Genomic DNA, 20,317 nt, shown 5'->3' with positions numbered 1-20,317 from the left:
GAGCGAGCTGCTGGGCCTGGGGAGCGGCGGGCCGATCGAGCCGTTCCTGCCGGTGATCATGATCTCGGTGCTCTTCGGGCTCTCCATGGACTACCAGGTCTTCCTGGTGAGCCGGATGTACGAGGAGTGGCGGCGCACGGGCGACAACCGGTGCGCGGTCCGTGTCGGCCTCGCCGACACCGGCCGGGTCATCAACTCGGCCGCCGTGATCATGATTGCGGTCTTCGGCGCCTTCGTCCTCAGCGGGGACCGGGTGATCGCCATGTTCGGGGTGGCGCTCGCCGCCGCCGTCGCGCTCGACGCGTTCGTCCTGCGCACACTCCTCGTTCCCGCGCTGATGCACCTGCTCGGCGGCGCCAACTGGTGGCTGCCGCGCGCCGCCGACCGGTGGCTTCCGCGGATCAGCATCGAGCCGGAGGGCGAGGAGCCCGATGCCGTGGAGCTCCCGGACGCCTCCCGCGCTCCCGCGGACGCCTCGGTGGGAGCCGCAGCGCGGCCCCGACCGCCCGAGCCGAGGCACCCCCCGTTCATCGGGCTCTCAGATTCGGCTTCTACGGTTGCGCACCATGGCTACCGATACGACCAAGACCGACAACGAGAAGACCGGCACGGAGCCGGAGACGACCGAAGAGGAGGCGAAGAAGACGGAGGCCGCTGAGCAGACGGCGGACTCCGAGGAGACCCCCGAGGACGCCCGCGACGACGCGCCGGCCGACGGCGAGGCGACGGAGCTGCCCGTGGCGAAGAGCGGCGGTCTCGCCGCGGGCGCCGGCGCGGTCGTCAGCGCCGGACTCGGCCTCGCTTCGATCACCGGGACGTCGCTGAGCGAGATGTTCCGCGAGCGCAAGCAGCTCCTCGGCCAGATCGAGGCGGGGAGCGGGGGCGCGGGCGACCAGGTCAACGCGCTCTACGGCGCCCCTTGGCACGCCACCGCGATGATCAACAGCATCTTCGCGCTCGTCGCCGTGCTCCTCGGCGGACTCCTCGTCCTCCAGCTCAGCGGGCGTACCGACACCCGTCCCTGGGTCCGAGCCGTCGCGCTCGGCGGTGCGATCCTCGGTGCGATCGGTCTTCTCACGGGACTGGGCATGTACTTCGACCTCTTCGCCTCGCAGCCGGAGCTGCCCGGCGTCGGGGGCTGACCGTCCGCCTCCCGGCGCGGCAGCCCTGCCCCCGGCGCGAGCCGGCCATCGGACACCGGTGGCCGGCTTTTCGCTTGCGCGGGGGCTGGTGAAGGGGCGGGCGGCGTGGCCGTGCGCGGGTTCCCCTTCTCGACGCGTGTGCCGTGCTCGCCCGCTTCCGCCGCCGCTGCGGTCGGGGCCGGTAGCGGCGGGGCTGTCTTCTAAGGAACCTGTGGCGCGTCGCGCTGTTTCTAAGGTCCCTCTCGCGGACGTCAATCCTCAACTCTCCCCATGTGGCGGGTGCTTCTTAGGGAGGAGTGTGCGGGGCAGAGCGCGAGTCCGCTCGGACTCGCGGGAGCCACAGGGGGCGCGATGTACGCGGAGTACGAGATCTACCTGGTGAGAGCAGCCGAACTCCGGCACGAGGCGGAGCGACAGCGTCTGGCGGCCGAGGCGAGACGAGCGGAGCAGCGCGACGCGGAGGCGGAGCAGTCCCGCGGGGTGCGGGGGCGCGGTGCGGCGCGGTTCGGCCGGTCCGGGCGGCGGAAGCGCGGGCGGCGACTGCGGGGGAGGGCCGCCTGAGATGGCGCGTGCGGTTCACCCGTCGCGGAAGGGTGCCGTCCTGTCAGTCCCGGGTGGGACTCTTGTCGACGTGACCTACGCGACCTCCGTAAGCCCCGTCTTCGTCGGGCGCCAGGACGAACTCGCCCAACTCCGCGCGGCGTTGGAGCAGGCTCGGTCCGGACCGCAGCATCTCCTGCTCGCCGGTGAGGCCGGGCTCGGCAAGACACGGCTTCTGGAGGAGTTCCTCGCCTCGGCGCGCGCGGAGGGGGCCGTCGTCACCGTCGGAAGCTGCCTGGAACTCGGCGGCGAGGGCCTTCCGTTCGCGCCGTTCACGACGGCCCTGCGCGGCCTGCGCGCCGAGCTCGGCGCCGCGGCGGTCGCCGGCGCAGCCGCCGGCCGGGAGGCCGAACTCGCCCGCCTGCTCCCCGACATCGCGCCCGCGCGCCCAGCAGGTCCCCAGAGCGCCACGGCCCGCCAGGTGATGTGGGAGGAGGCCGAAGGCGACCGTGCGCGGCTCTTCGAGCTCGTCGCTCGGCTGCTGGAAGTGCTCGCAGCCGAGCGCCCGCTCGTCCTCGTCCTGGAGGACCTCCACTGGGCCGACCGCTCCACCCGCGAACTCCTCGGCTATCTCTACCGCACGCTGCGCACCGGCCGCGTCGTCCTCATCGGTACCTACCGCACCGACGACATCCACCGCAGGCACCCGCTGCGCCCCTTTCTCGCCGAGCTCGACCGCCTCCGCACCGTCCGCCGCGTCGGCCTCGGTCCGCTGAGCCGCGCGGAGGTGGAGGCGCAGATGGTCGGCATACAGGGTGGTGCCGAGCCGGAGCCCGCGCTCGCCGAGGCGGTCTTCGAGCGCTCGGAGGGCAACCCCTTCTTCGTCGAGGAGCTCACCTCGGAGTGCGCGAGCTGCAGCATCAGCGAGTCGCTCCGCGACCTCCTGCTCATCCGCGTCGAGCGGCTGCCCGAGGAGGCGTTGCGGCTGGCGCGCCTGGTGTCGGAGGCGGGCTCCAGCGCGGAGTACGTCCTCCTGCTCGCCGTCGCCGAACTCCCCGAGCACCGGCTGCTGGAGGCGCTCCGTACGGCGGTCGGCGCCAAGGTCCTCCTGCCGACGGCGGACGGCGCCGGCTACCGCTTCCGTCACGCCCTGCTCCGCGAGGCCGTCCAGGACGACCTCCTCCCCGGCGAGGCCGCCGCGTTCAACCGCCGCTACGCCGCAGCCCTGGAGGCCGACCCGCGCCTCCTCTCCGCCGAGGAGCGCACCACCCGCCTCGCGCGCCACTGGTACCGGGGTGGTGACGCCGCCCGCGCCCTCCCCGCCGCGCTCCTCGCCGCCGAGGTCGCAGCGGGGCGGTACGCCTACGCCGAGCAGCGGCAACTCCTGGAGCGCGCCATGGAGTTGTGGGACTCGGCGCCGGAGGAGGTCAGAGCCGGGCTGCGGCTGGGGGAGCGTCGCGCGGTGCACCTCCCGTCCCAGGGGGCGGGGCCGCCCGGCCGCGTCGAACTCCTCGCCGAGGCCGTCGTGGCGGCGCGCACGGCGGGAGAGACGGACCGTGCGATGACGCTCGTCCGGCGTGCTCTCGACCTCCTCGACGAGCGCAGCGAGCCGCTGCGCTGCGCCTGGTTCTGGGTCAAGCGTGCGCTGCTCGCCGTCGCCCTGGGGAGCGGTGACGGTTCGGCCGAGATAGCCAAGGCCGAAGAGCTGGGCCGGGGGCTCGCGCCCTCGCCTGTCCACGCGGAGGCGCTCCACGTCGCGGCGTGCTGGGCGATGCTGCGCGACCCGGGCGAGCACGCCCTCGAACTCGCCACACGCGCCGTCGAGTTGGCACGGACGGTCGGTTCGAGGGAGACGGAGATCAGGGCGCGCAACACCCTCGGCACCGTCACGGCCGCCTCCGGGGACATCGAAGCCGGCTTGGAGGAGATCCGGGTCGGCCGCGGTGAGGCGGAGAGGGCCGGCGCGCACGCCGAAGTGATCCGCGCCGACATCAACCTCTCCTCCGCACTCGAAGCCGTCGGGCGCTCCCGGGAGGCCGTCACCGCTGCCGAGCGCGCCGCGCACGCCGCCGTCGGGACCGGCCGCCGCTCCCAGCTCGTCTTCGCACTCGGCAACCAGATCGAAGGGCTCCTCTCGCTCGGCGAGTGGAACCGCGTTCCGGGGCTGCTGGAGCAGGCCCGCGGCGGCCCGGTCACCGTCGGCACACGCGGCCTGCTAGCCCTCCGCACCGGTGAACTCGCCGCGCTCCGCGGCGACACCGCCGGCGCGGGCGAGGCCCTCGCCCAGGCCCGTCGGACCCTCGGGGCCGAGCCGTACGAGCCCCAGCAGCGCATCCCGCTGCGCACCCTCTCCGTGCTGGAAGCCGCGCTGCGCGGGGACACGGCCGCCGTCAGGGAGCGGTCGGCGCGCGGCGTCTCGGAGGGCTTCCCACCCGGCACCCACCGCTACGCCTGGCCGCTCCTCCTCGCCGCCGCACACCACGAGGCCGCGGTGGCGGAGAACCCTGAAGCATCCGAGGGTCGCGAGGAGGCTCTCGCGAGGATCTCCGAGGCGGCGCGTACCCTCGCCCATCCCGTGCCGGTGTGGGCGGCCCACCGCGAACTGCTGCGCGCCGAACTCCTCCGCGCCGCGGGGCGGTTCGACGCGTCCCAGTGGTGCGGCGTCGAGAAGACGCTCGTCCCGCTGGAGCGCCCGCACCTCCTCGCCCACGCACGCTTCAGGAGAGCCGAGGCCCTCCTGCACGCGCACGGTGCACGCACCGCAGGGGCAAGCCGGACAGGCTCGCCGGCCCAACTCCTCGCCTCGGTACGGGAGACAGCGGCACGGATCGGCTCGCAGCCGCTCCGTGCGGCGGCCGAGAGGCTGGCCGCACAGGCCGGCCTCCCCGGCGAGCAGCGCCGGGCGCCCCGAGCCGCCGAGAACCTCACGCCACGCGAGCGGGAGGTCCTGATCCGCGTCGCCGAGGGCCGCAGCAACCGTGAGATAGCCGCGGAGCTGTTCATCTCTCCGAAGACGGCGAGCGTGCACGTCTCCAACATCCTCTCCAAGCTCGGCGTCGCCGGTCGGGGAGAAGCGGCAGCGACAGCGTTCCGACTGGGGCTGGCGGGCGAGCAGGCCGCGGAGGCGCGAGCCCGGTAACGCGCCCGCGGCTCGCCGGCGGCGAGCTCGTGTCGTGGCTGGAGCTGGGAGTGCACGGCGCTGTTCCGCGCTGCCCGAACGCTACTGGCCGGAGGCGTAGTTCGGGCCGGAAGCATGTTGCGCCTCCCAGGAGCGTGGCCGGCAGAGCTGCGCGCGTGGGGCGTTGGCGTGTCCTCCGCTTGTGCTCGATGCCGCCTCGGATGCTCTCCGGACGGAGCTACATGCGCGGTGCCGGCTTCCGCCCTGCGCGCTTGCGTTCGACGCCGCGTCGCCGGGCGTGGTCGGAGTCAGGTGCGTGCCGAGTTGACGCGCCCCACTGCTCGCGTGTGCCCGGCCCCTGGCGTTCGCGTGGTCGGGCTGTGTGTCCGGCGTTGAGTTCCGTGCTTGCGCGTGCCCAAGGCTGCGGGGCGGGCGTGCAGGTCGTTGCCGGTGCTCCGCTGCTGGTGCGTGCCCCGACGCCCCGGGTTCGCGCAGTGGTCGAGGTTGAGCGCAGTGCTGATGTTCCATGGGGCTCGTGTGCGCTGGGCGGACGCCGGGGGACTCCTGCCGTGGTCAGCGCCGAACGTGCAAGGTGGACGTGCTCCGCCCCTTCGTACCGCCCAACGACCCCGTTTCCTACCGACATCGGCGCCGCGCGTGTGGAGCGTCGACGTGTCCCGTCGTGAGCGCGCGCCGCCGCCCTGGCCCGTGCCGCAATCGGAGCCACACGTGTCGGGAAGTTGCCCAGCGCTGTCCCTCGTGCTCCCCGAGCCCGCACCGCAACCGCGCGTAACCGGTGCCACGGTTCCCCACCCTTAGTGAGCGTCCACCACCGCCGGCGCGCGCCGCACCGAATCCGTACGCACCCGGCATCGCCCGCACCCCCTCGGGGGAACACCCAACATCCCGGCCCCGCACAGCGATCCGAGCCGCCCCGTACTCAGCGCAGCCCCTACTCGCCCGACTCCTCCTCGACGCGCGGACGGGGCGGCAGTACGCCCTCCGTCGGCAGGGCGACGACGACCTTGCCCGAGTCGAGGTCGATGGGCCCGCACCCGGGCCCGCCGACGGTGGCGTCGTCGCGGCTGTGCTCCAGCCTTTTGCGCTCCTCGTGGACGTGGTGCGAGCCGGGGACGAAGAGCTCTTCCAGGGCGTTGACGCTCAGCATCGTTCTCCTCCGCTCGGTGCCGTCGGTACGCTCCGCCGCCCCGGGCCTCCGGGTGTCCGCTCAGCGCACCTTCAACCGCAGGATACGGTCGTCGCCCTTGGACGGAGTCCCCCTGGAGTCCGTCTCGCTCGTGACGAGCCACAGCCCGTCCTTCCCCGTGGGGGCGACGGTGCGAAGACGCCCGTACTTCCCCTTGAAGAACGACTGCGGCTCGGCCGCCGCCTTCGTCCCGTCGAGCGGGATGCGCCAGAGCCGCTCCCCACGCAGCCCGGCCATCCACACCGAGCCCTCGGCGACGGCGAGGCCGCTCGGCGACGCCTCGCTCGGCTTCCACTGCTCGATCGGGTCGACGTACCCGCGCTCGTCCGCCTTCCCCTCCACCTCCGGCCAGCCGTAGTTCTTCCCCGGCCGGACGAGGTTGAGCTCGTCCCAGTCGTCCTGGCCGAACTCCGAGGCCCACAGGCGCTTCTCCGAGTCCCAGTCGAAGCCCTGCACGTTGCGGTGCCCCCAGGAGTAGACGACCGAGTCCGCCTCCGGGTTGCCCTGGCCGGGAGGTTCGCCGTCGGGCGTCATCCGCAGGATCTTCCCGCCGAGCGACTCGCGGTCCTGCGCCTCGTCGCCCCGACCCCCCTCGCCCGTACCGGCGTAGAGCATCTTGTCCGGGCCGAAGGCGATCCGGCCGCCGTTGTGCGTGGTGCCCTTGGGGATGCCCTTGAGCACCGTGTCGGGGGCGCCCAGTTGGTTGCCCTCGTCCTTCTTCGGGTCGTAGACGAGGCGCGCGATGCGGTTGTCGGACGCGGTGGTGAAGTAGACGTAGACCGACCTGTCGTCCCCCGGCGGGACGGCGACGCCGAGCAGGCCGCCCTCTCCCGCGGCGGCGACGCCCGGCACGGTCCCCGCCTCTGTCTTCTCCCCGCTCTCCCCGTCGACGCGGAGGACCTTACCGCTGTCCCGCTCCGTCACCAGCAGGTCTCCGTCGCCGAGTTCGGCGAGGCCCCAGGGCGCCTCGAGGTCCTTGGTGAGCGTCTCCACCACCTCGGCGTCGCCCTTGGCAGGGGCCGCGGCGCCCGACGGCGACGCGTCGGCCGAGCCCTCGTCGGAGGCGGAGGGCGACGGTGAACTCTCGCCGTCGCCCGAGTCCGACGAGCAGCCGGAGAGCAGGAGTTGGGTCGCAAGGGCTGCCGCGAGGGCCGCGGTCGCTCGGGAGCGTCGCACGTCGTCGATCCCCTTCTCGTCGGGTTGCGGTAGGGGTCAGCACACCACACACGGGGCGACGTTTCGGCGCACCACGGTGTTCCCAGCGAGCTCGTCAGTCCCACGAGCCGACGGCCTGGGGGAGCGCGGTGATCTCGGCGAGGTCCTCGGCGGAGAGCGCGAGTTCGGCCGCCCCGCTGTTCTCCTCGACCCACTCGGCCTTCTTCGTCCCCGGCACGGGAACGATGTGCGCGCCCTGCGCGAGGAGCCAGGCGAGCGCCGCCTGCGCGGGCGTCGCGCCGTGCCGTTCCGCGACGCGGCGGAGCCCGGCGACGACCGGCTGATTCGCCGCCATCATCTCCGCGGTGAAACGGGGGTGGCGCGCACGCAGATCGTCGGGCTCGAAGCCGCCGCCCGTGGTGAGGCGGCCCGTCAGAAATCCGTTGCCGAGCGGCATGGCGGCGAGGAACCCGACGCCGCGTGCCCTGCACCACGGCACCAGGGTGCGGAGGGCCTCGCGGGACCAGACGGAGAGCTCCGCCTGCACGGCGGCGACCGGGAAGACCTGCTGGACACGGGCGAGTTGACCGAGTGTCGTGTCGTGCACCCCCGACCTCCCGCGGCGGTCGGCGCGCGCCCCCATCGCGCAGAAGCCGAGCGCCCGCACCTTCCCAGCGGTGACGAGCTCGGCCATCGCGCCCCAGGTCTCCTCGACGGGGACCTCCGGGTCGACGCGGTGGAGCTGGTAGAGGTCGATGGTGTCGGTCTGCAGGCGGCGCAGGGAGGCGTCGCAGGCGCGGCGTATGTAGCTGGGGCGGCCGTTGGCGACGAGGTGCTGCTCGCCCACGAGCAGCCCGCACTTGGTGGAGACGAACGCGTCCTCCCGGCGCTCCTTGAGCACCCTGCCGAGGAGCAGCTCGTTGGTGAACGGGCCGTACATGTCGGCGGTGTCGAGGAGCGTGACGCCCCGATCGAGGGCGGTGTGCACAGCCCGCACGGACGTCTCCCCGCGCTGCTCAGAGGTGGAGTACGCCCAGCTCATGGGCATGCACCCGAGCCCAATGGCTCCCACCCCGAGCGCCACGGGCCCGAGACTCCTGCGCTCCAACGGTCGAGCTCCCTCCTGACGGCTACCAAACTAACCGGTGGCACCGACAGCCGTCGCACGGCCCTTGATCCACTGGGCGGCCACCGACGATCTAACCTCGGGCCGCATGAACGCGTCGACCAACATGCCGCCGGCACCCGCCCCCGAGGCCCGTGAGGTCTGGCTTCCCTTCCGCCCCGAGACCGTCGAAGGCCTCCCGCCCTCCCTCACCTACCGGCACTGGGACGGCGGCGAGGAGTTCCCCGCCGACCCGGCCCACTGCGCCTTCTACGTCCCCCCGTACATGCGCGGCAGGGAGGCGACGCTCCGGCCGCTCCCCGCGATGTCCGGCCTCCGCGTCGTCCAGATGCTCATGGCCGGGATCGACGCGATGGAACCGTCGATCCCCAACCTCCCGAGCGGGACGCTCGTCTGCAACGCGCAGGGCGTCCACGACACCAGCACCGCGGAGCTGGCGCTCACCCTCGTCCTCGCCTCGCTGCGCGGCGTCCCCGACTTCGTCAGGCAGCAGGACGCCGGAACCTGGAACGGCGGATTCCACGAATCGCTCGCCGACAAGAGGGTGTTGATCGTCGGATACGGTGCGATCGGCGCCGCGATCGAGGAACGGCTTGTTCCCTTCGAGGTGGCCGAAGTGCTGCGGGTCGCCAGGCACGCCCGCGAGACCCCCCGGGGACCCGTGCGTACGCTCGCGGAACTGGACGGACTGCTGCCCCTGGCCGATGTCGTGATCCTCTGCACTCCGCTCACCGACCAGACGCGGCACCTCGCCGACGCGGCCTTCCTGGGCCGGATGAAGGACGGGGCGCTGCTCGTCAACATCGCACGCGGAGCGGTCGTCGACACGGACGCGCTCCTCGCCGAACTGGGCACGCCCGCAGGGCCGTCGGGCCCGCGGAAGCCCGGAAGGCTGCGGGCGGCGTTGGACGTCACGGAGCCGGAGCCGCTCCCCGAGGGCCACCCGCTCTGGCAGGCGCCGGGCACGCTGATCACCCCGCACGTCGGCGGACCGACCTCCGCTTTCCGGCCCCGCGCCGAGCGGCTCCTGCGCGAGCAGTTGGGACGCTGGGCGCGCGGCGAACCGCTCGACCACGTGAGGGCGGTGGCCTGAGGGGAAGCGGTGGCGGGGGTGCGGCGAGCGGCGCCGTCCGCGTCGAACCGCCGCCCCCCCGGGCACCGTTGCGGGAGGCGCGAGAGGGCACTCGCCGGTGCGCCAAAAGGGGGCGCGCCCTGTCGTTCACGCCGGCGGAAGTGCATGCTGCCGTGCGGCGGCGCCGGTTCGACGCGGCGTCCGCTGGAGTCCCGGAGGCGCTGTCCCGCGCTGTGCGGCGACGGGGGACCGCAAGCGGTATCCGGGGAGGCGGAAAGCCGTCGAAGCGCTCAGAAACCACGCTACGGAAGCGTATGAATGCTCCCCGTGCCGGGCATGCCTTTTATCGTCACGGACTGTATGGGCACTATGTCCCTGAGTGACGAGCTGGTGTATCGTCCCGACAGGGGCGAACCCGGACACGAGGGGGGCGACGGGCGGAATGCACGAGCACAGGACCAAGCGCCGCGCGCGGCGCCGGTGTCACCCGATGCCGGAGGCAACACCCCCGGCAGCAACGGCCGGTCGGCCGTTCGCGGTGCGGCGGCAGCAGGAGAAACCTCCGGCTTGGAGGGCAGTCTGGTGAGCGCGCAGGAAGCAGTACCCAGGGACCGCCGGCTCTGGACCGGCGTACGTCCTCTTCCGTCGTACCACCGTCGCACGGCGCCCCGGCGTCTCCTCGCCGGGCGCCGGCCGGGCGTGGCGGGTCAGTTGGTGATCGCCGCGCTCTCCGCGGGATACGCCCTCGGCGCGGCGCTCGGCTGGGGCTCCGGGGAAGTCGCCCTCTTCATGGGGGACTTCGGCCTCAGCTTGGCCGCCTTGCTCGCCGGCGCCTCCTGCCTCTGGTACGGGATCACACGCAGCGAGCGCGAGGTCCGGCCGGCCTGGCTGCTCTTCGGCGCCTCCTCGCTGATGGCGAGTGCGGGCAACGCCGTCTGGGGGTGGTACGAGCTGGTCCTCCACGCGCCCGTGCCGCGCCCCTCGGCAGCCGACTTCTGCTTCCTGCTCTTCGCGCCACCGGCCATCGTCGGCCTGCTGGTCCTCGCCAAGCGCCCGGTCACCAGGGCGCGTTGGGTCTGCCTCGGCCTCGACACCTGGCTGATCGGCGGCTCTCTGCTGACGCTCTCCTGGTCGGTCGCGCTGGTGCACACGGCCTACGGGGCCGACGACTCCGTCGCGCTCGGCGCCCTCAAGCTCGCCTACCCGCTTCTCGACATCGTGCTCGTCAGCATGGTGCTGGTGCTCCACTTCCGCCGCACCTCGGCGCACCGCTCCGCGGTCAACACCGCCATCGGCGCCCTCGCCCTCACCGTCCTCTGCGACGCCCTGTTCACCTCGCCGATGCTCCGGGACCACTACACCTCGGGCCAACTCCTCGACGCGGGTTGGTTCGCCGGCTCCCTCCTCCTCGCGTACGCGCCCTGGGCGCGCAGGCCGGAGACCGGCGAGCGGCGCCCCGAGGGGGAGGCAGGGGCGGCCGCGGACGGCGCCACCGGGACGCCGGAGCGGCGCAGGTCCCTGGCGGGCTCGTTCGCCGCGCTGATGCCTTACCTCTCGGCCGCCGTCTGCGTGCTGGGCATCCTCTACAACTCGCTCGACGGCCGTGACGTCGACCGGGTCGTGCTCTTCACGGGCTGCACCGTCGTGCTGGCGCTCGTCGTCCGCCAAGGCATCATGCTCGTCGACAACCTCCGGCTCACCCAGGAACTCGCCTACAAGGAGAGCCACTTCAGGTCGTTGGTGCAGGGATCGAGCGACGTCATCATGATCGCAGCGCCCGACGGCGTCCTGCGGTACGTCTCCCCGGCAGCCGCGGGTGTCTACGGCAGGGACGGCGACGGGCTCGTCGGCTCCGAACTCGCCGCACTCGTCCACCCCGACGACCTCGCGGGCGTCCTGCACGAGGTGCGGAGGTTCCTCGCCTCCTCACCCGAGGAAGAGCCCTCGGCACGCATCGAGTGCCGCTTCCGCCACGGCGACGGCCACTGGCTCAACGTCGAGTCCACCGTCAACCGCTACCAGGGCGGCCTGATCTTCAACAGCCGTGACGTCACCGAACGCGTCCGCCTCCAGGCCCAGTTGCAGCACAACGCCTCCCACGACACCCTCACCGACCTCCCCAACCGGGCCCTGTTCACCGAGCGGGTGAGGAAGGCGCTCTCCGGACGCCGCGAGGGCGACGGCGGGGCCGCCGTGCTCTACATCGACCTCGACGGCTTCAAGGCCGTCAACGACACCGTCGGCCACCAGGCCGGGGACGAGCTGCTGATCCTCGCCGCCCGGAGGTTGCGCGAGTCGATCCGCGCGGGCGACACCGCGGCCCGCCTCGGCGGGGACGAGTTCGCCGTACTCATCCAGTCCGACGCCGACTGCGGGCGGCAGGCCGCCGCCGAACGGGAGTTGCGCATACAGGAGATCGCCGACCGCCTCCGCCTCACCCTCTCCGAGCCGTACCGGGTGGACGGCGGCAACCAGGTGCGGGTGGCCGCCTCGATCGGCATCGCCTTCGCGGAGCCGGGGATCTCCCCCTCGGCCCTGATGCGCAACGCCGACCTCGCGATGTACCGCGCGAAGCAGGCGGGCAAGGACCGCGTCGAGCTTTACGCGCCGCAGATGCAGGCCGAGGTGGTCAAGCGCGCCGAGCTCCAGGCGAGGCTCCGGAGCGCCCTCCACGACGGCGAGTTCACCCTCCTCCACCAGCCCGTCGTCGACCTCGACACCGGCCGGATCACCGCCGTCGCCGCCGAGGCCCGCTGGCGCTCGGCCGAGGGCATCCTCTTCACACCGGCCGAGTTTCTCCGCACCGAGGGCGCGACCGAGGAGGAGGCAGGCGGCGCCCGGAGCGAACGGGCTGCCGAGGTGAGCCGCTGGCTCCTCCAGGAGGCCGTACGGCAGGCGGCGGCCCGCTACCTCGACGGCTTCACCACACCCGTGATCGTCCGCCTCCCGATGCGCCGGGTCACCGAGGCCTCCCTCGCCCCGGCGGCTGTGGAAGCCCTCCTGGAACGGCACGGGCTTCCTTCCTCCGGCCTCGTCCTGGAACTCACCGACAGCGATCCACGCACGCACTTCGACGAGTTGGAGCGCCGCCTGAGCGCGCTGCGCAGGCTCGGCATCTGCATCGCTCTGGAGGGCTTCGGCAGCGGATACGCAGCCCTCACCGCGCTGCGCCGCCTCCCCGTCGACATGCTGCGGATCGATGCCGCCGCCGTCCGCGGCACCATGGACTCCCCACGTCAGCGCACGGTCACGGCCGGCCTCCTCACCATCGCAGGCGACCTCGGTCTCCTCACCGTCGCCGAGGGCATCGACCTCGACGAGCAGGCGGAGACGCTGAGGGAGTTGGGGTGCTCGCACGGTCAAGGGGCTGCGTTCAGCGGCCCGTTGGACGAGCACCGGCTGCGGAGGGCGCTCGCCCGCGGCGAGTACCTCGTCCAGGGGCGTCGGCTCGATCCGGTGGGCGCGGTCGGAGCCGTCTCCGGAGCGGGGGCGGCAGGAGGCGGCATGGGAGCACCGGTTGGCCTCTCGGGGGAGGAGTTCGGCGGCCGCTCGGTGGTGGTCGCCGGCACCCTTCCGATGCCCAGGGGCGGCCCGGTCCCAGCGGACCCTCTCGGCCGCCCCGCCCTCCGACCGAATGCTGAGACGTCCGTCCCACCCACTTGACACCCGAGGGTTGACGGGGGGATTGTCTCTGCCATGCACACCCGAATTCTCGTACTTGGAAAGCGCGTCGGCTGACAGCGGATCGTAAGAATCCGCGAACACCAGCGGCGCGCTCCCCTCGCTTGCCTCACGGCACGGGGGGTTTTTTGTTGCACAAGGCGGCGTCGCGAGGCCGCCCCGTACACCACCACACGGACCGGAAGATGCGAGCGGACCACCGGCCGGGCAGGGCAGAGCCCCGGTCGCGCCCACCGCGACCGGGCGCCGGCGACGTGCGGACGGCCTCCCCGTCACAGCCCACCACGAGCGAACACCCGGACCCTCACCTCCGAGAAGAGAGAGCGATGACCGAGCAGGCAACCGGGGCGCCCAAGCCCCAGCCGCGGGCCCGTACCGGCGGACAGCCCACCATCCCTGCACCCGCAGCGCCGATCACCGGCGCGCAGTCCCTCATCCGCTCGCTCGAGGAGGTAGGGGCCGACACCGTCTTCGGCATCCCCGGCGGAGCGATCCTTCCGGCCTACGACCCGATGATGGACTCGGGCAAGGTCCGCCACGTCCTCGTCCGCCACGAGCAGGGCGCGGGCCACGCGGCCACGGGCTACGCACAGGCCACGGGGAAGGTCGGCGTCTGCATGGCCACCTCGGGCCCCGGCGCCACCAACCTCGTCACGCCGCTCGCCGACGCGCACATGGACTCGGTGCCGATGGTCGCCATCACGGGCCAGGTCGCCAGCCGGCTGATCGGTACCGACGGCTTCCAGGAGGCCGACATCTGCGGCATCTCGATGCCGGTGACGAAGCACAACTTCCTCGTCCGCGACCCGGACGACATCCCGCGCATCATCGCCGAGGCGTTCCACATCGCCTCCACGGGTCGCCCGGGGCCCGTCGTCGTCGACATCGCCAAGGACGCGCTGGAGGGCCGCACCGTCTTCGCGTGGCCGCCCACCACCGACCTGCCCGGCTACCACCCCGTGACGAAGCCGCACGGCAAGCAGATCAGGGAGGCGGCGCGACTGCTCTGCGAGGCGTCCCGCCCCGTCCTCTACGTCGGCGGCGGCGTTCTGAAGGCAGGTGCCTCGGCGGAGTTGAAGGTGCTCGCCGAACTCACGGGCGCCCCGGTCACGACGACGCTCATGGGCCTCGGCTCCTTCCCCGACAGCCACGAGCAGCACCTGGGCATGCCGGGCATGCACGGAGCCGTCGCGGCCGTCACCGCGCTGCAGAAGTCGGACCTGATCGTGGGACTCGGAGTGCGCTTCGATGACCGCGTCACCGGAAAGTTGGATTCCTTCGCGCCGCACGCCAAGGTCGTCCATGCCGACATCGACCCCGCGGAGATCGGCAAGAACCGCGCGGCGGACGTCCCGATCGTCGGCGACGCGCGCGAGGTGATCGCCGACCTCGTCGTCGCCCTCCAGTCGGAGTTCGAAGGCGGGCAGGCGGGCGAGGAGGCGAGAGCCCGGTACGCGGAGTGGTGGAAGCTCCTCAGCCGCTGGAGCGAGGCGTACCCGCTCGGCTACGACCTGCCCGACGACGGGGCGCTCGCCCCGCAGCAGGTGATCCAGCGACTCGGCGAACTCGCACCCGAGGGCTCGGTCTTCGCCGCGGGAGTGGGCCAGCACCAGATGTGGGCGGCGCACTTCATCGACCACGAGACCCCGGCGACCTGGCTCAACTCCGGCGGTCTCGGCACGATGGGGTACGCGGTCCCGGCAGCGCTCGGTGCCAAGGTGGGGCAGCCGGGGCGCACCGTCTGGGCGGTCGACGGGGACGGCTGCTTCCAGATGACCAACCAGGAGCTGGTCACGGCCGCGATGAACGGCATCCCGATCAAGGTCGCCGTGATCAACAACGGTGCCCTCGGCATGGTCCGCCAGTGGCAGACCCTCTTCTACAACCAGCGCTACTCCAACACCAACCTCCACGCGCCCCACGGCGCACCGCCCGAAGAACCGGAGGAGGGCTCGGAGCCGAAGGGCACCCGCTGCCCCGACTTCGTGAAGCTCGCAGAGGCGATGGGCTGCGTCGGCATCCGCTGCGAGACCCCCGACCAGCTCGACGCGGTGATCGAGAAGGCCAACGCGATCAACGACCGCCCCGTCGTCGTCGACTTCATCGTCAACGAGGACGCCATGGTCTGGCCGATGGTCGCCGCCGGCACCTCCAACGACGAGGTCATGGCGGCCCGCGGAGTCCGCCCCGACTTCAGCGGCGACGACTGACCGGCCGACCCCGCCGAGCAACCGAGCACTCTCTCACGAAACGGGCCGCCCACATGTCCAAGCACACACTCTCCGTCCTGGTGGAGGACACTCCGGGCATCCTCGCTAGGATCGCCTCACTGTTCTCCCGGCGCGGGTTCAACATCGACTCGCTCGCCGTCGGAGTCACCGAGCACCCCGACATCTCCCGCATCACCATCGTGGTGAATGTCGAGGACCTGCCGCTAGAGCAGGTCACCAAGCAGCTCAACAAGCTGGTCAACGTACTGAAGATCGTCGAGTTGGAGCCGGACTCGGCTGTTCAGCGCGAACTGGTCCTCGCGAAGGTCCGCGCCGACAACGAGACCCGCTCCCAGATCGTGGAGATCGTCCAGCTCTTCCGCGCCAAGACGGTCGACGTCTCACCCGAGGCCGTCACCATCGAGGCGACCGGCTCCGGCGACAAGCTGGAGGCGATGCTGAAGATGCTGGAGCCCTTCGGCATCAAGGAACTGGTGCAGTCCGGCACGATCGCCATCGGGCGAGGCGCCCGCTCCATCACCGACCGGAGCCTGCGCTCGCTCGAGCGGACGGCCTGAGCCGCAGCGCCGTTGCACTCACGGGGCCTGAAGTCCCGTAGGTCCCGTCCCACCGCCGGCCGCCGCAGGCGGCCGACGCAATCAGCAAGCGAAGCAAGGAGAAACCCCAAGTGGCCGAGCTGTTCTACGACGACGATGCCGACCTCTCCCTGATCCAGGGCCGCAAGGTCGCGGTCCTCGGCTACGGGAGCCAGGGCCACGCCCACGCGCTCTCGCTGCGCGACTCCGGCGTGGACGTGCGGGTCGGCCTGCACGAGGGCTCCAAGTCCCGTGCCAGGGCCGAGGAGCAGGGCCTGAAGGTGACCACTCCGGGCGAGGCCGCCGCCGAGGCCGACGTGATCATGATCCTCGTCCCCGACCCGATCCAGGCCAAGATCTACGAGGAGTCCGTCGCCCCGAACCTCAAGGACGGCGACGCGATCTTCTTCGGGCACGGCCTCAACATCCGCTACGGCTTCATCCAGCCCCCGTCCACCGTCGATGTCTGCATGGTCGCGCCCAAGGGCCCCGGCCACCTGGTCCGCCGCCAGTACGAGGAGGGCCGCGGCGTCCCGTGCATCGCGGCGGTGGAGAACGACGCCAGCGGCAACGCGTTCGCGCTCGCCCTCTCGTACGCGAAGGGTATCGGCGGCACCCGTGCCGGCGTCATCAAGACGACCTTCACCGAGGAGGCCGAGACCGACCTCTTCGGCGAGCAGGCCGTGCTCTGCGGCGGCACCTCGGCTCTCGTGAAGGCCGGCTTCGAGACGCTCGTCGAGGCCGGATACCAGCCGGAGATCGCGTACTTCGAGTGCCTCCACGAGCTGAAGCTCATCGTCGACCTCATGTACGAGGGCGGCCTGGAGAAGATGCGCTGGTCGATCTCGGAGACGGCGGAGTGGGGCGACTACGTCTCGGGTCCGCGCGTGGTCAACGACGCGACCAAGGCCGAGATGCGCAAGATCCTCTCGGAGATCCAGGACGGTTCCTTCGCCAACAACTGGATGGCCGAGTACAACGCCGGTCTGCCGAAGTACAACGAGTACAAGAAGGACGACCACGACAGCCTGCTGGAGAGCACGGGCCGCAAGCTCCGCTCCCTGATGAGCTGGGTCGACGAGCCGGAGGGCGAGGCCCCCAAGAACGCCTGAGGCTCCGGGGGGTCCCCACGCGGACCCGCCGCGGCCCCGTTTCGGGCTGACCGATCCCGGCGTACGCTCGGAGGGCGCTTCCAGAAGGGAGCGCCCTCCGAGGCGTGCCGTCCGTCGGCAGGGGAACGATCATTTCGAGAGTTCCGTCACGTCCGGGGGCCGTCGCTAGACTGCATCATGCAAGCGCGCCAGGCTCACAGCGTCGTGCGTCTGCCCTGCGCCCGCGGGGATGACCCCCTCCACCGTCTGCGGCCGTCGGGACTCGGCCGTGCCCCGCCGGCGTGCGGGGATGATCCGACTGGAGACCACGTGAGCAAGCCTGTAGTACTCATCGCAGAAGAGCTGTCGCCCGCCACTGTCGACGCCCTCGGACCGGACTTCGAGATCCGGCACTGCAACGGTGCGGACCGAGCCGAGCTCCTCCCTGCGATCGCCGACGTGGACGCGATCCTCGTCCGCTCGGCAACGAAGGTCGACGACGAGGCGATCGCCGCCGCCGGGAAACTCAAAGTCATCGCCCGCGCCGGCGTCGGCCTCGACAACGTCGACGTTCCCGCCGCGACGAAGGCGGGCGTGATGGTGGTCAACGCCCCCACCTCCAACATCGTCACCGCCGCCGAGCTCGCCTGCGGCCTCCTCATCGCCACGGCCCGCAACATCCCCCAGGCCACCGGCTCCTTGAAGAACGGCGAGTGGAAGCGGAGCAAGTACACCGGCGTCGAGCTGAGCGAGAAGACCCTCGGCGTCGTCGGGCTCGGGCGGATCGGCGTGCTCGTCGCGCAGCGGATGTCGGCGTTCGGCATGAAGGTCGTCGCCTACGACCCGTTCGTCCAGCCGGCCCGTGCCGCGCAGATGGGCGTCAAGCTGGTCTCGCTCGACGAACTTTTGGAGGTCTCGGACTTCGTCACCGTCCACCTCCCGAAGACCCCGGAGACCGCGGGCCTCATCGGCGACGAGGCGCTCCACAAGGTCAAGCCCTCCGTCCGCATCGTCAACGCGGCGCGTGGCGGCATCGTCGACGAGGACGCGCTCGCCTCCGCGCTCAAGGAGGGCCGCGTGGCAGGTGCGGGGCTCGACGTCTACGCCTCGGAACCCTGCACCGACTCCCCGCTCTTCGCCTTCGACCAGGTCGTCTGTACTCCGCACCTCGGCGCCTCGACGGGGGAGGCGCAGGAGAAGGCCGGTATCGCCGTCGCGAAGTCGGTCCGGTTGGCGCTCGCGGGCGAGTTGGTGCCGGACGCCGTCAACGTCCAGGGCGGGGTCATCGCCGAGGACGTCCGTCCGGCGCTGCCGCTCGCGGAGAAGCTCGGCCGCATCTTCACGGCGCTGGCGGGCGAGGTCGCCGTCCGGCTCGACGTCGAGGTCTACGGCGAGATCACCCAGCACGACGTCAAGGTGCTGGAACTCTCCGCGCTGAAGGGCGTGTTCGAGGACGTCGTCGACGAGACGGTCTCCTACGTCAACGCCCCCCTCTTCGCGCAGGAGCGCGGCATCGAGGTGCGGCTGACCACCTCGAGCGAGGCACGGAACCACCGCAACGTCGTCACCGTGCGCGGCACCCTCTCGGGCGGCGAGGAGGTCTCGGCCTCCGGCACCCTCGCGGGTCCGAAGCATCTCCAGAAGATCGTCGCCATCAACGATCACGACGTCGACCTCGCCCTCACCGACCACATGGCGTTCCTCAGCTACACGGACCGCCCGGGCGTCGTCGGCACCGTGGGCCGCATCCTCGGCGAGGCCGGCGTCAACATCGCCGGTATGCAGGTCTCTCGGGCGGAGGAGGGCGGTGAGGCGGTCGTCGCCCTGACCGTCGACGACACCGTCGGTGCCACCGTGCTCAACGAGATCGCCGGCGAGGTCGGCGCCACCCGCGCCCGCGGAGTCGACCTGACGGAGTGAACCGGACGCCCGTGCGGGACGAGCCGCCCCGCACGGGCGCAGCAGCAACGGGCCGGGCCCGGTGGGAGGTTGAGTCTCCCACCGGGCCCGGCCCGTGTGCTTGGCTGCCGCCGTGGTGGGTTCAGCCGGTGTCGAGTCCGTCGACCAGGCGGTTGAGGAACCGCGCGAAGGTGGCTTCCGGGGTGAGGGGGCGCCCCGGCGCGGAAAGGGCTTCGGCGAGCTCGGGGTGCGCGCCGTCGCTCGCGACCGCGGCGAGGTAGCGGGCTTCGGCTGCGGTGCGCTCGGTGGACTGTGCGGCCGCGGCCTGCGTGATCTCGTGGGAGACGTGCGCGGCCGTGAACGCGGTGAGTTGGGCGAAGATCTCCAGCTTCGCCGTACCGTCCAGTCCGGTCGGCCGTAGGGCTGCGAGGACGTGCTCCAGGAACGCGAGGGCGTTGGGGCCCGGGGTACGGCGGGTGGAGAGGGCCGCCGGCAGCCAGGGGTGCCGCAGCATGAGGGCGCGCTGCCGATGAGCGACGGCCTTGAGGTCGACGCGCCAGTCGCCGGTGAGCGGGTCGGTGGTCGGGGGTTCGCCGCTGACGTGGTCGACCATCAGGTGCAGCAGCGTCTCCTTGTCCGGCGCGTAGCTGTAGAGCGACATCACGCCGGCGCCGACCTGTGCGGCCACTCTCCGCATGGTGACGGCTTCGATCCCTTCCGCGTCGGCGAGTGCGACGGCTGCCGCGGTGATCGCCTCTCGGCTGTACGCGGGCTTGCGACCTCTGCGGGACGGGCCGGAGCGCAGCCAGAGCTGCTGAGGGTCGATGCCGGGGGCGCCTTCGTCGTGAGGCATGGTCCACGCCTTTTCTCGGTCGCGTTGGCCTTGTTTGAGCCTCTCAGTCAAACACCCTGTATTCTCGTACGGCGTACGGAAAAACTCGGGAGGCCATGATGACACAGCGAGCGGACACCCCTGCCCCGACGTCGAGTTGGACCCCGCCGCGCGGGAAGCCCCCACGCGCCGCACGGGCGATGAGGGCGACGTGGCGTCGCCTCCCGGCCAAGCTGTACGAGGCCGGGTGGGAGCCGCGGCTCCCGGTGCCGGGCGCCGACGGCAGCCCGCTCGTCACCGACCACTACTTCCCCCGCGCCGAGGGCGACTTCCCCACTCTCCTGGTGCGCTCGCCGTACGGCAGGGGCCTGCCGTGGTCGCCCATGTACGGCCTCCTCTTCGCCGAACAGGGCTTCCACGTGGTCCTGCAGAGCTGCCGCGGCACCGGCGGTTCGGGCGGCGCGTTCGACCTGTGGCGCAACGAGGTCGCCGACGCCCGGGCGACGGTGGCCTGGCTCCGTGAGCAGCCCTGGTTCGACGGCACCCTCGGGACCGTCGGCCCCAGCTACCTCGCCTACGTGCAGTGGGCCCTCGCCGCGGAGCCGCCGCCCGAACTGAAGGCCATGGTGGTGCAGTTGGGCCTGCACG

The 20,317-nt window shown here is 72.0% G+C and carries 15 protein-coding genes; 11 read left to right on the top strand and 4 right to left on the bottom strand.

What is annotated here, in order from left to right:
- The 4 genes from UWG_RS0125160 to UWG_RS0125145 all read left to right on the top strand — a co-directional run.
- Positions 1–658: MMPL family transporter (locus UWG_RS0125160; protein ID WP_029391759.1), on the top strand; the 658-nt coding region annotated here is incomplete at its 5' end.
- Positions 567–1,142, top strand: coding sequence for a hypothetical protein (locus UWG_RS0125155; protein ID WP_016909960.1), 576 nt, complete (start codon positions 567–569; stop codon positions 1,140–1,142). The genes UWG_RS0125160 and UWG_RS0125155, both read left to right, overlap by 92 nt.
- A gap of 351 nt (positions 1,143–1,493) precedes the next feature.
- A complete protein-coding gene (locus tag UWG_RS0125150; protein ID WP_016909959.1) occupies positions 1,494–1,703 on the top strand; it encodes a hypothetical protein in 210 nt (69 codons plus the stop codon).
- Between the two features lie 70 nt (positions 1,704–1,773).
- On the top strand, positions 1,774–4,821 hold the full coding sequence (locus UWG_RS0125145) for a helix-turn-helix transcriptional regulator (protein ID WP_016909958.1): 3,048 nt from the start codon (positions 1,774–1,776) through the stop codon (positions 4,819–4,821).
- Positions 4,822–5,752: 931 nt separating this feature from the next.
- Here UWG_RS0125145 and UWG_RS0125140 read toward each other — a convergent pair.
- From UWG_RS0125140 to UWG_RS0125130, 3 genes are all read right to left on the bottom strand, one after another.
- Positions 5,753–5,968, bottom strand: coding sequence for a DUF6191 domain-containing protein (locus tag UWG_RS0125140; protein ID WP_016909957.1), 216 nt, complete (start codon positions 5,966–5,968; stop codon positions 5,753–5,755).
- A gap of 60 nt (positions 5,969–6,028) precedes the next feature.
- The gene (locus UWG_RS0125135) at positions 6,029–7,183 is read right to left on the bottom strand and encodes a PQQ-dependent sugar dehydrogenase (protein WP_016909956.1); all 1,155 of its coding nucleotides are present in this window, start codon (positions 7,181–7,183) and stop codon (positions 6,029–6,031) included.
- A 94-nt stretch (positions 7,184–7,277) separates the two neighbouring features.
- Positions 7,278–8,270: an aldo/keto reductase gene (locus tag UWG_RS0125130; RefSeq protein ID WP_029391758.1), complete on the bottom strand. Its 993-nt coding sequence runs from the start codon at positions 8,268–8,270 to the stop codon at positions 7,278–7,280.
- 106 nt (positions 8,271–8,376) lie between these two features.
- On the opposite strand from UWG_RS0125130, the gene UWG_RS0125125 reads away from it, so the two are divergent.
- From UWG_RS0125125 to serA, 6 genes are all read left to right on the top strand, one after another.
- Positions 8,377–9,381, top strand: a complete 1,005-nt coding sequence (locus tag UWG_RS0125125; RefSeq protein ID WP_016909954.1) for a 2-hydroxyacid dehydrogenase — start codon at positions 8,377–8,379, stop codon at positions 9,379–9,381.
- 678 nt (positions 9,382–10,059) lie between these two features.
- Positions 10,060–13,023 carry a putative bifunctional diguanylate cyclase/phosphodiesterase gene (locus UWG_RS30985; protein WP_237720282.1) on the top strand — a complete coding sequence of 988 codons (2,964 nt, stop codon included), beginning with the start codon at positions 10,060–10,062 and terminating at the stop codon, positions 13,021–13,023.
- 344 nt (positions 13,024–13,367) lie between these two features.
- Positions 13,368–15,251, top strand: a complete 1,884-nt coding sequence (locus UWG_RS0125115; protein ID WP_016909952.1) for an acetolactate synthase large subunit — start codon at positions 13,368–13,370, stop codon at positions 15,249–15,251.
- A 53-nt stretch (positions 15,252–15,304) separates the two neighbouring features.
- A complete protein-coding gene (gene ilvN, locus UWG_RS0125110; RefSeq protein WP_016909951.1) occupies positions 15,305–15,829 on the top strand; it encodes an acetolactate synthase small subunit in 525 nt (174 codons plus the stop codon).
- 110 nt (positions 15,830–15,939) lie between these two features.
- Positions 15,940–16,959: a ketol-acid reductoisomerase gene (ilvC, locus tag UWG_RS0125105; RefSeq protein ID WP_016909950.1), complete on the top strand. Its 1,020-nt coding sequence runs from the start codon at positions 15,940–15,942 to the stop codon at positions 16,957–16,959.
- Between the two features lie 309 nt (positions 16,960–17,268).
- On the top strand, positions 17,269–18,858 hold the full coding sequence (gene serA, locus UWG_RS0125100; protein WP_016909949.1) for a phosphoglycerate dehydrogenase: 1,590 nt from the start codon (positions 17,269–17,271) through the stop codon (positions 18,856–18,858).
- Positions 18,859–18,979: 121 nt separating this feature from the next.
- Here serA and UWG_RS0125095 read toward each other — a convergent pair whose 3' ends face one another.
- Entirely contained in the window at positions 18,980–19,690 is a 711-nt protein-coding gene (locus UWG_RS0125095; RefSeq protein ID WP_016909948.1) for a TetR/AcrR family transcriptional regulator C-terminal domain-containing protein, read from the bottom strand.
- A 179-nt stretch (positions 19,691–19,869) separates the two neighbouring features.
- Between UWG_RS0125095 and UWG_RS30980 the strand changes: the two genes are divergently transcribed.
- The coding region (locus UWG_RS30980; protein ID WP_033196353.1) for a CocE/NonD family hydrolase at positions 19,870–20,317 on the top strand (448 nt) is incomplete at its 3' end.

The sequence above is a fragment of the Streptomyces xiaopingdaonensis genome (assembly GCF_000262345.1).
Lineage (GTDB): Bacteria > Actinomycetota > Actinomycetes > Streptomycetales > Streptomycetaceae > Streptomyces > Streptomyces xiaopingdaonensis.
The sequence above is the reverse complement of the archived record's forward strand: the minus strand, read 5'-3'. Positions and strand labels throughout refer to the sequence as shown.

What these genes read in the sequence shown, in the direction of transcription:
- UWG_RS0125125 (WP_016909954.1), top strand. Translation starts at nt 8,377, where the DNA reads ATGAACGCGTCGACCAACATGCCGCCGGCACCCGCCCCCGAGGCCCGT.
- ilvN (WP_016909951.1), top strand. Translation starts at nt 15,305, where the DNA reads ATGTCCAAGCACACACTCTCCGTCCTGGTGGAGGACACTCCGGGCATC.
- UWG_RS0125115 (WP_016909952.1), top strand. Translation starts at nt 13,368, where the DNA reads ATGACCGAGCAGGCAACCGGGGCGCCCAAGCCCCAGCCGCGGGCCCGT.
- UWG_RS0125095 (WP_016909948.1), bottom strand. Translation starts at nt 19,690, where the DNA reads ATGCCTCACGACGAAGGCGCCCCCGGCATCGACCCTCAGCAGCTCTGG.
- UWG_RS0125140 (WP_016909957.1), bottom strand. Translation starts at nt 5,968, where the DNA reads ATGCTGAGCGTCAACGCCCTGGAAGAGCTCTTCGTCCCCGGCTCGCAC.
- UWG_RS0125150 (WP_016909959.1), top strand. Translation starts at nt 1,494, where the DNA reads ATGTACGCGGAGTACGAGATCTACCTGGTGAGAGCAGCCGAACTCCGG.
- UWG_RS0125155 (WP_016909960.1), top strand. Translation starts at nt 567, where the DNA reads ATGGCTACCGATACGACCAAGACCGACAACGAGAAGACCGGCACGGAG.